The organism is Niallia oryzisoli (genome assembly GCF_043641075.1).
GTDB lineage: Bacteria > Bacillota > Bacilli > Bacillales > Cytobacillaceae > Bacillus_BD > Bacillus_BD oryzisoli_A.
Genome location: NZ_JBHZRC010000002.1, coordinates 439715 through 453071 on the forward strand (window position 1 = coordinate 439715; position 13357 = coordinate 453071).

The following is a 13357-nucleotide window of genomic DNA, read 5'->3' on the forward strand; positions in this document are numbered from 1 at the left end:
ATAAGGTTTAAGGAAAATCAATCTTATTTGCTCATGCCTTTGTATTTGAAACGAACAAAACTTACGATGGATTGCATTTGTCAAGGCTCAATGTGTAGCCATTGAACTAACAAGGTATTGAATAAATTATTTTAGTTCTTTGGAAACTAAAACGAGGTGATATTTATGAAAAAAATTGTAGTAATGCTTGTGATTGTTTTAGTAATATCTAATACAAATGTGAATGCAAATACAATTAATGAAGCCGAGACAGAATTATGTGAAACACTAAAACTGGCACTTATGAACAGCCTAAGAGATCCAGTAGATAAAGCAATTGTAAAAATCTATAAGGATGATGTAAATGCACCAAAAGGTCTTAGATGGGATACGACTGGGGCAGAAATCCTAAAAATAAAGCAAGTGTATGGTATCGGTGGATTATATGAGATAACGTTACAAATAGAGCCTTTTTACAATGCTCATATAGGCTATGGAATTGATGAAGTTGTGGTTACTTCAAATGGCGAACTATTAAGGTATAAGCATTTGAAAACATATCCTTAATCTCTCAATAAACCAGTTGCGGATACCATAAGTGTGTGTCCCGACATTTATTTAACCTAAAATATAACACAGCCTTATTTAATAAAAAGGCTATGTTAAACTATAATGTTGATTAACACACGTAAAAAATAGGTTCGGTTCTTTTGGAAAAGAACTGAGCCTATTTATCAACTTGCTTTACCTGAAAAAGTATTTTTACTTCCCATCTTGATTCAAAGATAATTTGCCATTCTTTTTAAAAACCTTTAAGCAAGCCCTTATAATCAATTGCCCTATACAAGTTATCCCTGCAATCCAGACTACTGCTACATCTCGTCCAAATGGTTTAAACCAAGCACCATCATCTGCTATCCATAATTTTGCTAATATAACAGAAATTACACAAGAAATAATTTGGAATAATAGCATATAACGCTTTTTGATAAACACAGACAACAAACCTGTAATTAGGATATAAATGAGCCAAGTTGGAAATAAATATCTCGCCTCTTCCCTTTTTAGATGTTGCCCATATTCATAGAAATGAAATAAAAACGCTACTGGAATTAGTGATAACACATAGTAAATGTATTTCAATTTAACACCTCTTTTCTTAATTGCCCCATTTAGTAAAAGTTCGACCAATAAAATTGTATATTTAAATTTAATATCATAAATTCTCCCCAAAATTCTGAAATACCTTTTGATTATACAATTTCATTTATGCAACAAATTTCTTTTTGCGGAGTGTTCTATTCGTTTCTGTCATTGGATGAACACAACTTTCCACAAGAAACTGTTTGATAAACACATCATCTGTTTTAAAATGTACGCTATCGAGAAATGCAAACCACACAAGGTAATTTTGGAGATATTTTGTTGCTACGCCATTAAATCGTTGCATCCATCTTTTTAATCGACTGTGATAGTTATTGACATTTTGGATATGATACAGTCCTTTTACTCGTTCTGTCCCATCTGACTTAAAACGGTAATGTTCTAATCCCTTGCTTTTGGCATAAGTGGAAAAAGCCCTCCAAGCATCTGTGCAAAGTGTGTTATCCGATGATAATTTAGAGCCAATAACCTTGTCTAATTGAGTTTTCATAATTCGACCTTTACCAAGAACACCTGAATAGGTAAATTTTTGGCGGTCTCTTGCAATTAAAACACAAACTTGTTCGTGACTGATACCACGAAACTTTGAAGAACCTCCACGTTTGCGAGGTTTTCTTCCTTCGATATTTCTTTTTCCTTTTTCGGAGTACAGAAAATACGTTTCGTCCATTTCTACTATTCCTGAAAATTTCTCGAAATCCATTTGTTTAAGGGATGATAATACTTTGTGTCTCCAGTAAAATAGGGTAACGAAATGAACATTACCAATAAGGTCTGCTGATTTACGAAGGGAATATCCTTCCAACATACATTTAATAAAGTCTAACCATTTTTCAGGTTTATGAGTGTGGTGAAGGGGAGTAGAGGTAACATTAGTAAAAGTTTTATGACAATTCTTACAACGGTATCTTTGACGTTCAATTTCTTTAAGTCCGAGTTTCACACTATACTTACCAAAACGTACAAATTTGCTTAGAACCACAATGTACGCAAGTGTATCCATCTTTATTTTTACGTTCTGTTACTTCCTGAAATACTGGTTCACTAAATGAAAATGACGCAATTGAATTAATAAGGAATTCTTTTAAACGATATTGTTCTGCTGAATTTAATTTTTTTATCTCCGCTATCAATTCTCTTAACGTCATTTCAAGACATCCAAACAGATGTTCTTTTATTCGTTATAGAATATTCGTTTGTTTTTATCAAATATCAACAAAATTATTTAACAAAGCCAATAAAAAAAGAAGCCTGTTCTTTTTCTTGTTGTGGAATAAATACCTCTTTGAGCTGACGTATTTTCCAATGTATTTTGTTCTTCTATTATTATAATCGTTGTAATGTCTGTTTCATCTAAAGCAAATTAAATAGAACCAGGATTTGGCTCAATTTTCACTTCTTATTTGTGGAAACTTATTAATATAGGTTTCTCCACCAGCAATTAGTTGTTTTGTTTCAACATCATATACCGCACATCTTCCTCTAAATTCTCTATCTGTATCTTTAAAAGAGTAGAAAAAATATACTTGTCTATCTGGACTAATTGCCTGATTATACTTCACTTTTATATTTGGGTGGGTATTAGGAATTCCGTTTCCATCCCAAGTTATATAATTAAATTTTTCTACCTCATGAAAAAGTATCTTTTTTCTAAAATTTACTGATGCATCGGGCATGTCTTTAAAAAGAGCGGTATCCATGTTTCCAAGTTTATTCTTATGTTTTTTATAAAACTCATAATGTTTTCTATAAAACTCCTGATGAACAGGATAACTCCTTTTCCTTAATGCCTCATAAAATTGATCTACCGTTTCAGTAAATACCTTTTCTTTATTATCAGGGAATAAGTAGTCCATTTCTTCTTTTATAGAATCCTTAGCTGACGTGAGATTACTTTCTGCTTGTGCTTGCTGTCCTGCTATCATTAAAACAGATAATACAAAAATGATGGATAAAACTTTTGGTGTCATATAATAAGCTCCTCTATGTTTAGCAATTTAATGATATTGAAACCAAACAAACCATCCTTTTTCCTTACTTTTTGCTAAAAATATTTGACCTTGGGCTAAGTTAGCTCCAGGTGCTTTTGGGAAATCTAAACGTACAAGCCATGACTTCTCAGCAATTTCTTTACCACAGAAGTTCTTTGCCATTCCAAAATAGTCTTCCTCTTCTTTATTACCAACCGTTTTAGGAAAAGGTTTGGCAGTTACGACATTCCATTCAGTATATATGTCAGAAAAGTCATCTATTCCAGTTCCATAAGTTTTTGGTATTAAAGTATTTAATGCATCAATAACCTCTTGTTTATCTTCGATGGAAGTTTGCTCTAATTCACTTAACACAGGACATTCTTTTGGTTGTGCGTATCCCTGAATGGAACCAAAAGACAACATTATAATGGTAATAATCGCTATATATACCATCTTCATATTAAAAGCTCACCTCAAAAGCTATTTTTCCTAATTTCAAGAAGAATAATCCATTTATTGAGGTGTCAGAGTTAAATTGTTATTTAAATAAATTCTCCTTTGAACAATAATAAAATGACGTACCGCATCTATTCCCATAGCTTTAATGTTTGCTTCCGAATGTTCAGTAAACTCCTTACTGTTGTAAATTGATCAAGAATTACATAATTAATTCTAAATTAAGCACAATATAGGTAATTCAAATAAGGAGTAAACGAACAATGAAAAAATTATCTTTATTTTGTCTACTTTCTCTTTTATGTATGTCATTAACAACTTTAGAAGCCACTGCTTTAACCTTCGACAAATTACCAATCAAGCAAACATCAAAACAATGGTCAGTTCAAGTTGGTGAAGCCGAACAAGGTGAGGATTTGGGGAAACCTGTAAAAGGGGAATTTCATACTTACTCTATAAAAATTGATAAAATTGGTACTGATGTTTTAACAACGGAGGTTTATATGTATAGAAATGAACCTGGTTCTAAAACAAAATATGCCCTTTTTGGCTGTCCGAATGAAAAGGATTGTAATCAGGATCGTTATGCACACTCAATTTCTTTTGCAGAACAGTTAAATGGTGGAGGGTTTTATAAACATGCCAATCTCCCTTTAGCTGAAAAAGCGACTGAATTAGAGATAGAAGTTATTTGGACACAAAAAGGAAGTGAAGGTAGACCATTAAAAGAAACATTTGTCTTTACTGACAAACAGTGAATAAGAGAATTTCAAGACTGAATTCATATCAGTCTTTTTTTCGTTTTATATAAATTTAAGAAAGGTTTTGATTATTTCAGAAAAGCATCCGTTTAAGAACTATTATGCTTTCTCTTTCTTCTCCACCAACTCGCAAGAAAAGATGCTATTAGCAAAGAAAGGGAAAAAGCAATGAATATCTTAAAAAATGATATTTCTAAAGCCAGGCCACTGGGGTTTTCCATATTAAGGATTAAAAAAGACCACCACTGACCTTCTGTGCTTTTAAAGAGTGACCATATGAACCATAAATCAAACAAGAAAAAAGCCCATAAAAAAGCGATTATAAAGTCAGCAATTCTTTCGTTCAAACTCCCCCCCTTCCTCCATATTGTGTAAATAACTTTAATGGCTTATATTAACGTTGTAGCTGGGCTTCAATTATTCTGGTTGTTGCCAGAAAACAATTTAAAGAGAAATAAGACAACAACTGCTAATCGGTAGCGTTTTTCAAATGTTAATGAATCGCAGTCTCTCAGAAATTCATCTACATCGGTTTCCTCTATTGTTGCATATATAGCCAGTGTCTTGGCTGAAATTTGATAGTTTTCATTCAATATTTCAATGATTGCTTTGACCCTTTCGTCCGCTGACACATGTGTCATTCCATCTGATAATAAGGCAATTATTGAGTAAATATGCCCTTCCTTTCGTGAGATAAATGATTTAAATTGGATTTACGATTTGAAAAATTCAAAACTGTTTTTTCATCAAGACCGCTTATTAAACCAAAAGTGTAAGGAGTTATTTTATAATCATTAAGAAGCGTTTTTAAAATATCTCTTGGATCTCCATATTCTATCCCCATTATTAAATACCCCCAGCTATATGTTCATATGACCAATAGTTCAATAACAATTAATAAAATTCCTTCTTAAATTTATCCGCTTCGTTTATAAGCAAGTTTTCACGAATCATTAAATCCATTTAAATAGATTAAACTATTTTATATTTTTTTAGTAATTCAAAGAACACTTGGATTATCAGGCGTGCCAAAGGTACAGTTATCGGAAGCAAAATAAAAGCATAAATGGTTCCCCAAACTAATACACCTTCAACATTAACACCTGTATATCCCCCTTCAGTGTAAGTTCTCAGACTTCCTCCCCTTACGACAAACTCTCCAAATAAAGCACCTATGGTTCCACTATATAACGTAATAAATAATGCAGACATTAGACTTAGTAACCATAATTTTTTATTCGATACGTTCTTTCGTTTTGTGAAGTAAAAACCTAATACAGAGAAGGTTAATGCAAAAGGGACAATGGTCGCAAAATACAACCAACCTTCGCCATATAAAAACTTAACACCACTTGTCAGCCCTTGTTCAACCAGTATAAGGATTATAGCAATACAAAATAATGATGCAGAAAGTTTGCTTAACAGACCAAATATTTCGTGTTTTCTATTTGTAGTGTTTTCCTGTTTTGTAAAATAGAATCCTAACAGTGTGGAAGTTAATATAAAAAAAATAATCGTTGTAGAATATAACACGTTACCTCTAAATAAAAAAGTGATGCCTCCTTCTGCAAATCCCAGTGCAAACATCATGATGATAATGGAAGTAAAAATTGATAAACCTAAACCGAAAATGAGGCCTATTATGATCCCCTTTTTAATTTTCATACAACTCTTCTCCACTTTAAATTTTGCTTATGGTAAAGCCCACCCTGCTTATTCAAGGATGGCCCCGTTAGTGTAAGTAATTGAACCATAACCGCTAATTCTATTCAATTATCTCACCTGAATATACCTTCAGTTTCTCCTTAGCAAGTGCCATCGCACTGTTTAAGTCGTCAGTAAGTGAAAAACCAGACGACTTTTGTAGCCAAGTTTCCCATTCACTATCCCAAAAATAAACGTCAATTTCCAATAGCCCGTCTCTCAAACGTTTATTTATTTCAGCCTTATTTACCTTATTTGGTGAGTACATTTCTTTAACAAGTTCAAGCAAAATTCTACACTACCCTATGAATGTATTAATGCAACTGATTGTTTTACTCTTGCACTTTTTAGATAAAAATAATCGTGAATTACGTTGTTCTTTTGTTATACCTTTTTATTACAGTCGCTAAAATGGCAATTAAAAAAACGATAACACTATTTATTAGTAAATAGTATCCTACTTGCAAACCGTAAAATATTGCAAAAGGATCACTAATAATAAATACTGCTAATGCACCACCGAGTGAACCAAACAAAACTGCTAATAGAAATATTGTAAAAGCAACAAAAAATAGATTCTTCTTTTTTTTGTAGGCTATGTTAATTAACTCTGTTGATATTTGATAAAAACAAACGAATGTTCTACAATATAGAAAAAGAATGTTCGTTTGGAGGGTTTGGAATGACGTTAAGAGAGCTAATAGCAGAAATTAAAAAATTGAATTCCGCAGAACAGCATCGTTTAAAAGAATTCTTTATCAATTCTATTGCGTCATTTTCAGCCAGTGAACCAGTATTTCAAGAAGTGACTGAACGTAAAAATAAAGATGGATATATTTGCGTACATTGCAGTTCTAAACAAGTGGTTCGTTTCGGTAAATATAAAGTGAAAATTGGTCTTAAAGAGGTTGAACGCCAACGATACCGTTGTAAAGATTGCAGAAAAACATTTACAGATGTAACCGCAACGCCTCTGTACCGAACTCATAAGCCTGATAAATGGTTAGATTTCATTAAATGTATGTTGGAAGGCTATTCTCTTCGCAAATCGGCAGACCTTATTGGTGATGTTCATTTCGTTACACTTTTTTATTGGAGACATAAGGTATTGTCTGCATTAAAGCAAATGGACTTTAATGAATTTTCAGGGATTGTAGCGATGGATGAAACCTATTTTTTGTATTCTGAAAAAGGTAAAAGAAACATTGAAGGGCGTAAGTCTCGCAAGCGTGGTGGCTCCTCAAGATTTCGTGGGATTAGTCACGAACAGGTTTGTGTCCTAATCGCAAGAGACCGACAAAAAGCAACTTTTTCAGGGGTTCTTGGTAATGGTCGTATTATCAAAACTCAATTGGATAAAGCAATCGGCTCAAAATTGTCTTCGGACAATACACTTTGTACCGATGCTTGGAGAGCATTTTCTACCTATGCAAAAAGCAAAGGGTTGGAACATTATCGCTTTAAATCAGATGGTACAGAGCGTGTTAAAGGTCTTTATCATATACAAAATGTCAATAACTATCACAGCCGATTAAAAGGTTGGATACAAAGATTTAATGGCGTGGCTACAAAATACCTCGATAATTATTTGAGCTGGTTTCACTTCTTAGATGTAGTTAAACATCGTAGCGATAACGAAACAGTGAGTAAAATGATTGTAGAAAGCTCATTATTTTCAACCATTGAAACGTATAAAAGTCTAAGAATGATGAAATTTAAACAAACTGCTTAGTTTTACAATAGTCTGGGGGAGTTGTTTTTTATGAAGAGAGGAATTAGCTTTGAAATTCCAAATGAATATGGAACCTTTCTTGGAGAAGTGCTAAAGCCAATTGACACAACTGTTTTCAGTTGGCGAATTGGTAACGGTGAATCATATATAGTAGGCGATGATGAATTAGATGAAGAGCTTTTCTCAGAAGATAAAAAAGCAATTGAAGGTGCAGAACTCAAAAAACTATTAGAAAACAATAAGTATTATATTATTTTCGCTGACTTACAAGCATATCCAAAAGATGAATTTTCTGATATTGAGACCTATGAAGATTTTATTAAGAGCCAATGTGAGCTTGTTTTATTAGTGGTCGATAGCTGTTATGTCACCATCTATTGCAAAAATAAGGAAACAATCGAATTACTATACAAGAATGCAACAGAAAGTGGATTTGAAGATGTTGAATATATTACTGATGAAAACGATACAAGAACAAGGCTATCTGCGTGGTAATGACAAAAAAGACCTTTACGCATAAAGGTCTTAAAAATCAACATTATTGATTAACATAGCCTTTTTGTAAAATATAAACCCAATAATATTTGCACTAACGATAAAAAAGCCCATAAGTATTAAGAAAAAACTATTCATTTCACTTCCCCCTTTCATAATCAGTTGTTAGTTCGATTTAAAGGTTTCAATCCCGATTATTCAACAAACCTTCCATTTAATGTAGGTAGAGGTGCTTATTCCTTATTCAAGAAAATCACCCCGTTTTGTTTAGAATGATTTATTGATTGTTTTTTCTTTCTTTGACAAAAACACCAGCAAGAATAAAACAACCCACCCCTATAATTTTCATAATAATATGACCTGTAGTTCCCATTTGGTCAATGGTTAATGACCATAAAATAGCTCCAAGCAAAATAAACGAAATAGAGAAAAACCATCTCAAACGATTCGAACCTCCCCTTGCTCCATAGTCGCTTCCATTATTTGAATAAATTACGGGGCAAAGTTTTGAACAGTATCCCTGACAAACAATATTCCACCGCTAAGAAGCAAAATCAGTATAGCTGATAATATTAAGACTGTCTTTTTGTTCTGTCTGTTTTTGACTATCAAAATGATTATCGCAATGAGAACTACAAAAAGTAGAATTGAAAACATATAACTATCCCACCTTAAACAAACGGCTCTATTAAATGTTAATGTTAAAAATTGAGGGAAACCCCCATCTATTAAGGTTTCCCTCACTCTTGTTAAACTAATTTCTTCTGAGCCTAAAGTATAAATAAAGAAACAAAACCAAAAATGAGTCCAATTGCCAAAGAAGAACATAACATCCACCACAGGATTAGATTGATAGGATTTTTTAAATTCATCGCTTCCTGCCAAGATACTTTATAAGATCGTTCGTTCAATTTGTATCTTTTGATTTGAATGTATTGAAACATATTCAGAAGTACAGAAAATACAAGTAAAATAATTACAAACTTCAATACTTCCTCATTCAAATTTATCTCCACCTAATATAAGGGTATTATTCTTCAATAATACATACGTTTCACAAAGCTGAAAGTTTCTCCCTTAGCCGAAAAGGAAACACATTTATTTCCTTTCCATCAATATTGCTATGGAAGCTCTATGTCCTCTTGATCCAATATCATCACATGCTCTAATTCCACCTTACCATTTGAATACCCACTTCCATTGACAGAACGTTCTGGAAAGGTTTCTTTATTCGCCTGATGATAAGGAATCCAACCAAAAGACATGTATTGTTCAGGGAAAAAACCATTAAAAAAAGAATCAGGCTGTTTGGCTGTTTCTACTTTCATGTATGCATCTATAAATGCTATCCAATCATTAGGGAGCCGTAGCACTCCATAACTTTTTTCTTGAACTGAGACATTCGTATCCACTTGTACTTTTGGATAGTAATTCTCTATTCCTTCTGTGATTTGATACCCTCTGTCTCGAATTAGATAAAATTGAATCGAACTTAACTGGTCTTCGGGGTGAATATTCCAAACAGAATAAAATGATGAAGGATCATTTCTATCAATCTTCCATAACATCGGACTTCCTTTCGTATCAATAGATACAATCCTCCATTTATGTCTTTGCCATATCCAATAGCTTAGGCTGTAATCGCCTTTATCGGAAATAAAGGGTACTAATACATGGTGTTCGTCAACCGAAATTGTGTCTTGAATGACACTGGCGGCCGCTTCAGGAAAGATGCTATTCATCTCTTCAACTAATTGTTCATTTGTTGGAATAGAAACAGGTTTTGAAAAATAAACCAGTATATAATTGCTGATGAAAATAAAACAGCTATCCCTAACCCTATTAAATTCCACAATTTTTTCTTCGGCACGTTTATTCCACCCCCTCTACAAACGACTCTTCGGAGCGAAAATAAAGTTGCTTTTGCGGTGTTGATAATAAGATCCCTTTACCATCGTCTTCAATATAAATAATTGTATCAAGACCACTTCCCCATTTAGACGAAGTTCCAATAAGTTGATATGGAAACCGTTCATTTCTTTTATTCGATTCAGTCATATTCATATCTTCGTACCACTGATCACTATAAATTTCTTCTTGTCTCAATGTATCAAGTTGCTTTTGAAGGCTTTCCTTATTTATTGAACGACTTTTTGCTGATGGATGAATAGTTAGAATAGAAGCATTGTCAACATTTGAAATATAGGTCAATGGTTCATTTTTGGGGTATATCACATGATGAACTGGTATGGCAATTAAAGTAGATGCTAAGAAAATAAAATTCACCCAAAATCCTAACCAGGCAAAGGCTCGATAAGTCTGCCACCGTTCATCCTTTCCTTGAAGAACAAAATACAAAATCCATACACCCAGAGGTAATATTGGAAACTTTAACATCGTATCGAACAAATTCCAATTAATAGAAAAGGAGAAAAGCCCAACAAATATGACAATCAGAGTCTTCCATACTTTCGGCCTTACTGTTTGCTTTTTATAGATAAGATAAGCTAAATAAATAATGGAACTCCATGCTAATAATCCAGTTATTATAGCAACTGCATTAAATGGAAAATCAAAATTTATTACCATTAAAACACCAACTCTTTAATTTGTAGTCAGCTTGTTTTTTCCTATCACTAAATAAAAAGAGCAATACCACCCATTATGCTCTTCATTGGCTGTCCTTTTGCGTTTCCAATATTTTTTTAGTTTATTATATTTAAAATGACTGATAGAAGAATGGCTACCACAAAGAAACCAATTACAAAGTATCCAAAGTATTTGAATGGTTTAGGTAATTTTCCTAAATCTGCATTTGAAGGTTTTCCAGCATTTCCTTCTATCTTGTTAAAATGGTCTATTACATCATTGAATGGGTCATCAATTGGTTCATTATTCTGATCATCAATCGATTCATAAAATGGATTATTTTTCTTTTTCATGCAACCATCACCCCTTTACTAAATTTTAACATGCAAGATTCTTTCAATTTCGTTTCTTCTGTGAACTATAAATGAACGAACAATTTGCGATAGTTGGAGGATTAAAAAATGCGTTCTTCCAATCCTGGAACAACGCACCTTCAACAGAAATCGAAATCGTCTTATCTGAGTAGAAAAAGGTTTTTCATACTTTATTTTAACTTTGATTTAAAAAATGTTTTTATTTCCTCAATGTCATCTAACTCTCTTTTCGGAAGTATGTAAGCACTTACTGAGCTGTTATAAAGATAGATGTTATGTTTATCCTCACTTAAAGTTTGAATACCAGACCATACTACTTTCGTTTCACCATTAGAAGTCGAATCGATTATCCCTTCTTCTGACAAAATCATATGATGTTTACCTAATAAGCCATCGTTCTTACCCTCTTTTATCATTTTCTTAGTATTTCGAATAACGTATGAATAAAAATATCTTGGATAGAAAATAATCCATAGGATACTTACTATTAAAAAAGCAATAAATAACCCAAAGAAAGACATGTTCCCAACTTTTGAAAGTACAAAGGATAAAACAATAAAGATTATAGGCGTTAAAAATCTTTGCATATTCAATGCTCTTTTGGCAGTTTTTGAATTTTTTACGTGAAATATATTAAAGTTTAAATAATCTTCTTCTTTTAAGTTGTATCTTATCTCCATTGAAATGCTCCTTTTGTATTCTTTACAAGGAAAATTGCTTGTTTGTAAAAATTCCTTTAACACTTACCTTAATAAATAAATGGCAACTGATATTAAAACAAGAATAAACACACTTTTAATTTTGCTTTTCTTCCACGTATCAAATGCCGAAAAGATTCCGCCCAAAGCAAAGAAAACGAGTCCAATAATCTCAATTATACTTACTGAGAATAAAAAACCTAAATGTGCCAGAAAAGCTCCTATTACGGTTAAACCGATTGTAAAAATAAAACGAGCTGACTTAAAATCATTGATTGCCGATTTTTTATCACCCGTATTCATCTTTAAATAAGCCCTAACAACCATAAAAGTTGGTATTCCCCACATAATGATAAAAGGTACAAGTGAATCGCTATTTACGCTCAATACTTACGTCTCCCATCCACTATCAGCTTAACATTCAACTAACATTTATCTTAGAAAAATCGTTCCTGTTCCTTACAGAAACGCTCCTGTAATTTCTATCCAAAACTTCTATCTAAAAAAAGCAGTAGATAACTACTTGCACAAAGAAATAGTGCAATTCGAGTGATAATATAAATTGACAGCTCAAATGCAGTTAGTTTTCTTTCTCTCTTAATTTTTTTAAAGTGTCTATAATAGTAGAATGAGCATAGGAGTAGGATTATCGCTGATATTTGGAAAATATTTTCCAAAAGATTAACCAAAACATCATCTCCTTACATGAATAAAATATTTGTTCTTTCTAATTCCTCAGTTAGAAATATTGACCTATAAAGTACGTGTATTCACCCCATCAATTAACTTAAAATGAATACCATTCGATGTTCCTCCATCAATATGTTTAGGAACATCTGATAAATCAAGTAATTCCTTCAAATGGATAGACTTTTTACGATTTGCCTCTATCGTAATATTGTATGGGCCAGCTAAATTCATTAACGACTCCATTCGTACCCCATCTTCCATTAAAAAGGAATCCAGAAATTCCAATTCAAATGAAACGTCTTTACCGCTTCGATTTTGTAACACAAAATTACATTCCCCATTCAATAAGGTTTCACTTACATTCTCAAAATTGCATTTACCACTACCATCGTATGAAATAGCTTTAATGCCACTCGCCAACGTTTCTTGGTACATTGTGATTAAAAGATTGGGTAAGGTTGCATATACGATTACAGCTATTACAATTGTCCGAAAGCGATATTTCTTTATACTATTGAAAAGTAAAATCATGGAGATAATAAACAAAATAGACCCAACAATACCAATGGGAATAAATCCATCTTGATTGCGGATTGGAAACGACATGAATGTAGAACGTGCTTCTAACATTATGTTATTAGGAAACGGAAAATATAAATACATACATATACCTAAAATAACAACTGAACTAATGAGTGCCACTTTACTTCTTATCATCATATTCCTCCTCCCTTTACTGCCT

21 protein-coding genes and 1 pseudogene are annotated in these 13357 nt (G+C 32.6%); 4 read left to right on the forward strand and 18 right to left on the reverse strand.

The window, feature by feature from the left end; genetic code table 11:
- Positions 1–165: 165 nt before the first annotated feature.
- Positions 166–546 carry a DUF3888 domain-containing protein gene (locus ACHUFV_RS11565; protein WP_394234197.1) on the forward strand — a complete coding sequence of 127 codons (381 nt, stop codon included), beginning with the start codon at positions 166–168 and terminating at the stop codon, positions 544–546.
- 195 nt (positions 547–741) lie between these two features.
- Here the strand turns inward: ACHUFV_RS11565 and ACHUFV_RS11570 are convergent, their stop codons facing one another.
- From ACHUFV_RS11570 to ACHUFV_RS11585, 4 genes and pseudogenes are all read right to left on the reverse strand, one after another.
- On the reverse strand, positions 742–1104 hold the full coding sequence (locus ACHUFV_RS11570; protein WP_394234199.1) for a hypothetical protein: 363 nt from the start codon (positions 1102–1104) through the stop codon (positions 742–744).
- A 142-nt stretch (positions 1105–1246) separates the two neighbouring features.
- Positions 1247–2291 (reverse strand): annotated as a pseudogene (locus ACHUFV_RS11575) (IS1595 family transposase).
- Between the two features lie 237 nt (positions 2292–2528).
- The gene (locus ACHUFV_RS11580; RefSeq protein ID WP_394234201.1) at positions 2529–3113 is read right to left on the reverse strand and encodes a hypothetical protein; all 585 of its coding nucleotides are present in this window, start codon (positions 3111–3113) and stop codon (positions 2529–2531) included.
- 27 nt (positions 3114–3140) lie between these two features.
- Positions 3141–3575, reverse strand: coding sequence for a hypothetical protein (locus tag ACHUFV_RS11585; protein ID WP_394234203.1), 435 nt, complete (start codon positions 3573–3575; stop codon positions 3141–3143).
- Between the two features lie 260 nt (positions 3576–3835).
- Between ACHUFV_RS11585 and ACHUFV_RS11590 the strand changes: the two genes are divergently transcribed.
- Entirely contained in the window at positions 3836–4330 is a 495-nt protein-coding gene (locus ACHUFV_RS11590; protein ID WP_394234205.1) for a hypothetical protein, read from the forward strand.
- Positions 4331–4422: 92 nt separating this feature from the next.
- Here the strand turns inward: ACHUFV_RS11590 and ACHUFV_RS11595 are convergent, their stop codons facing one another.
- The 5 genes from ACHUFV_RS11595 to ACHUFV_RS11615 form a co-directional block, all read right to left on the reverse strand.
- The gene (locus tag ACHUFV_RS11595) at positions 4423–4680 is read right to left on the reverse strand and encodes a hypothetical protein (RefSeq protein WP_394234206.1); all 258 of its coding nucleotides are present in this window, start codon (positions 4678–4680) and stop codon (positions 4423–4425) included.
- A gap of 66 nt (positions 4681–4746) precedes the next feature.
- Positions 4747–5046 (reverse strand): HTH domain-containing protein, encoded by a 300-nt coding sequence (locus ACHUFV_RS11600; RefSeq protein ID WP_394234465.1) that lies wholly within the window; start codon positions 5044–5046, stop codon positions 4747–4749.
- On the reverse strand, positions 4995–5177 hold the full coding sequence (locus tag ACHUFV_RS11605) for a hypothetical protein (protein WP_394234207.1): 183 nt from the start codon (positions 5175–5177) through the stop codon (positions 4995–4997). The genes ACHUFV_RS11600 and ACHUFV_RS11605 overlap by 52 nt, the downstream gene beginning before the upstream one ends.
- Before the next feature lie 128 nt (positions 5178–5305).
- A complete protein-coding gene (locus ACHUFV_RS11610; RefSeq protein WP_394234209.1) occupies positions 5306–5998 on the reverse strand; it encodes a hypothetical protein in 693 nt (230 codons plus the stop codon).
- A 100-nt stretch (positions 5999–6098) separates the two neighbouring features.
- Positions 6099–6305, reverse strand: coding sequence for a hypothetical protein (locus ACHUFV_RS11615; protein ID WP_394234211.1), 207 nt, complete (start codon positions 6303–6305; stop codon positions 6099–6101).
- A gap of 414 nt (positions 6306–6719) precedes the next feature.
- Here ACHUFV_RS11615 and ACHUFV_RS11620 point away from each other — a divergent pair, with 414 nt between their 5' ends.
- Positions 6720–7769 carry an IS1595 family transposase gene (locus tag ACHUFV_RS11620; protein WP_394234213.1) on the forward strand — a complete coding sequence of 350 codons (1050 nt, stop codon included), beginning with the start codon at positions 6720–6722 and terminating at the stop codon, positions 7767–7769.
- A gap of 30 nt (positions 7770–7799) precedes the next feature.
- Positions 7800–8264, forward strand: coding sequence for a DUF2691 family protein (locus ACHUFV_RS11625; RefSeq protein WP_394234215.1), 465 nt, complete (start codon positions 7800–7802; stop codon positions 8262–8264).
- Positions 8265–8541: 277 nt separating this feature from the next.
- Here ACHUFV_RS11625 and ACHUFV_RS11630 read toward each other — a convergent pair whose 3' ends face one another.
- The 9 genes from ACHUFV_RS11630 to ACHUFV_RS11665 form a co-directional block, all read right to left on the reverse strand.
- Complete coding sequence (locus ACHUFV_RS11630; RefSeq protein ID WP_394234216.1) at positions 8542–8706, reverse strand: hypothetical protein; 165 nt, start codon at positions 8704–8706, stop codon at positions 8542–8544.
- 50 nt (positions 8707–8756) lie between these two features.
- On the reverse strand, positions 8757–9149 hold the full coding sequence (locus ACHUFV_RS11635) for a hypothetical protein (RefSeq protein WP_394234217.1): 393 nt from the start codon (positions 9147–9149) through the stop codon (positions 8757–8759).
- Between the two features lie 236 nt (positions 9150–9385).
- Complete coding sequence (locus tag ACHUFV_RS11640) at positions 9386–10117, reverse strand: hypothetical protein (RefSeq protein ID WP_394234219.1); 732 nt, start codon at positions 10115–10117, stop codon at positions 9386–9388.
- A gap of 19 nt (positions 10118–10136) precedes the next feature.
- On the reverse strand, positions 10137–10853 hold the full coding sequence (locus ACHUFV_RS11645) for a hypothetical protein (protein WP_394234221.1): 717 nt from the start codon (positions 10851–10853) through the stop codon (positions 10137–10139).
- 116 nt (positions 10854–10969) lie between these two features.
- Positions 10970–11206 carry a hypothetical protein gene (locus ACHUFV_RS11650; protein ID WP_394234223.1) on the reverse strand — a complete coding sequence of 79 codons (237 nt, stop codon included), beginning with the start codon at positions 11204–11206 and terminating at the stop codon, positions 10970–10972.
- A gap of 191 nt (positions 11207–11397) precedes the next feature.
- Positions 11398–11907 carry a YcxB family protein gene (locus tag ACHUFV_RS11655; RefSeq protein WP_394234225.1) on the reverse strand — a complete coding sequence of 170 codons (510 nt, stop codon included), beginning with the start codon at positions 11905–11907 and terminating at the stop codon, positions 11398–11400.
- A gap of 63 nt (positions 11908–11970) precedes the next feature.
- Positions 11971–12312, reverse strand: coding sequence for a hypothetical protein (locus ACHUFV_RS11660; protein ID WP_394234227.1), 342 nt, complete (start codon positions 12310–12312; stop codon positions 11971–11973).
- Between the two features lie 95 nt (positions 12313–12407).
- Positions 12408–12614 (reverse strand): hypothetical protein, encoded by a 207-nt coding sequence (locus tag ACHUFV_RS27430; RefSeq protein WP_463515873.1) that lies wholly within the window; start codon positions 12612–12614, stop codon positions 12408–12410.
- A gap of 64 nt (positions 12615–12678) precedes the next feature.
- Positions 12679–13332, reverse strand: coding sequence for a hypothetical protein (locus ACHUFV_RS11665; protein WP_394234228.1), 654 nt, complete (start codon positions 13330–13332; stop codon positions 12679–12681).
- Between the last annotated feature and the right edge of the window lie 25 nt (positions 13333–13357).

Coding starts and splice junctions, on each gene's coding strand:
- ACHUFV_RS11620 (WP_394234213.1), top strand. CDS start 6,720: ATGACGTTAAGAGAGCTAATAGCAGAAATTAAAAAATTGAATTCCGCA.
- ACHUFV_RS11655 (WP_394234225.1), bottom strand. CDS start 11,907: ATGGAGATAAGATACAACTTAAAAGAAGAAGATTATTTAAACTTTAAT.
- ACHUFV_RS11565 (WP_394234197.1), top strand. CDS start 166: ATGAAAAAAATTGTAGTAATGCTTGTGATTGTTTTAGTAATATCTAAT.
- ACHUFV_RS11665 (WP_394234228.1), bottom strand. CDS start 13,332: ATGATAAGAAGTAAAGTGGCACTCATTAGTTCAGTTGTTATTTTAGGT.
- ACHUFV_RS11625 (WP_394234215.1), top strand. CDS start 7,800: ATGAAGAGAGGAATTAGCTTTGAAATTCCAAATGAATATGGAACCTTT.
- ACHUFV_RS11585 (WP_394234203.1), bottom strand. CDS start 3,575: ATGAAGATGGTATATATAGCGATTATTACCATTATAATGTTGTCTTTT.
- ACHUFV_RS11610 (WP_394234209.1), bottom strand. CDS start 5,998: ATGAAAATTAAAAAGGGGATCATAATAGGCCTCATTTTCGGTTTAGGT.
- ACHUFV_RS11615 (WP_394234211.1), bottom strand. CDS start 6,305: ATGTACTCACCAAATAAGGTAAATAAGGCTGAAATAAATAAACGTTTG.
- ACHUFV_RS11590 (WP_394234205.1), top strand. CDS start 3,836: ATGAAAAAATTATCTTTATTTTGTCTACTTTCTCTTTTATGTATGTCA.
- ACHUFV_RS11580 (WP_394234201.1), bottom strand. CDS start 3,113: ATGACACCAAAAGTTTTATCCATCATTTTTGTATTATCTGTTTTAATG.
- ACHUFV_RS11605 (WP_394234207.1), bottom strand. CDS start 5,177: ATGGGGATAGAATATGGAGATCCAAGAGATATTTTAAAAACGCTTCTT.
- ACHUFV_RS11650 (WP_394234223.1), bottom strand. CDS start 11,206: ATGAAAAAGAAAAATAATCCATTTTATGAATCGATTGATGATCAGAAT.
- ACHUFV_RS11645 (WP_394234221.1), bottom strand. CDS start 10,853: ATGGTAATAAATTTTGATTTTCCATTTAATGCAGTTGCTATAATAACT.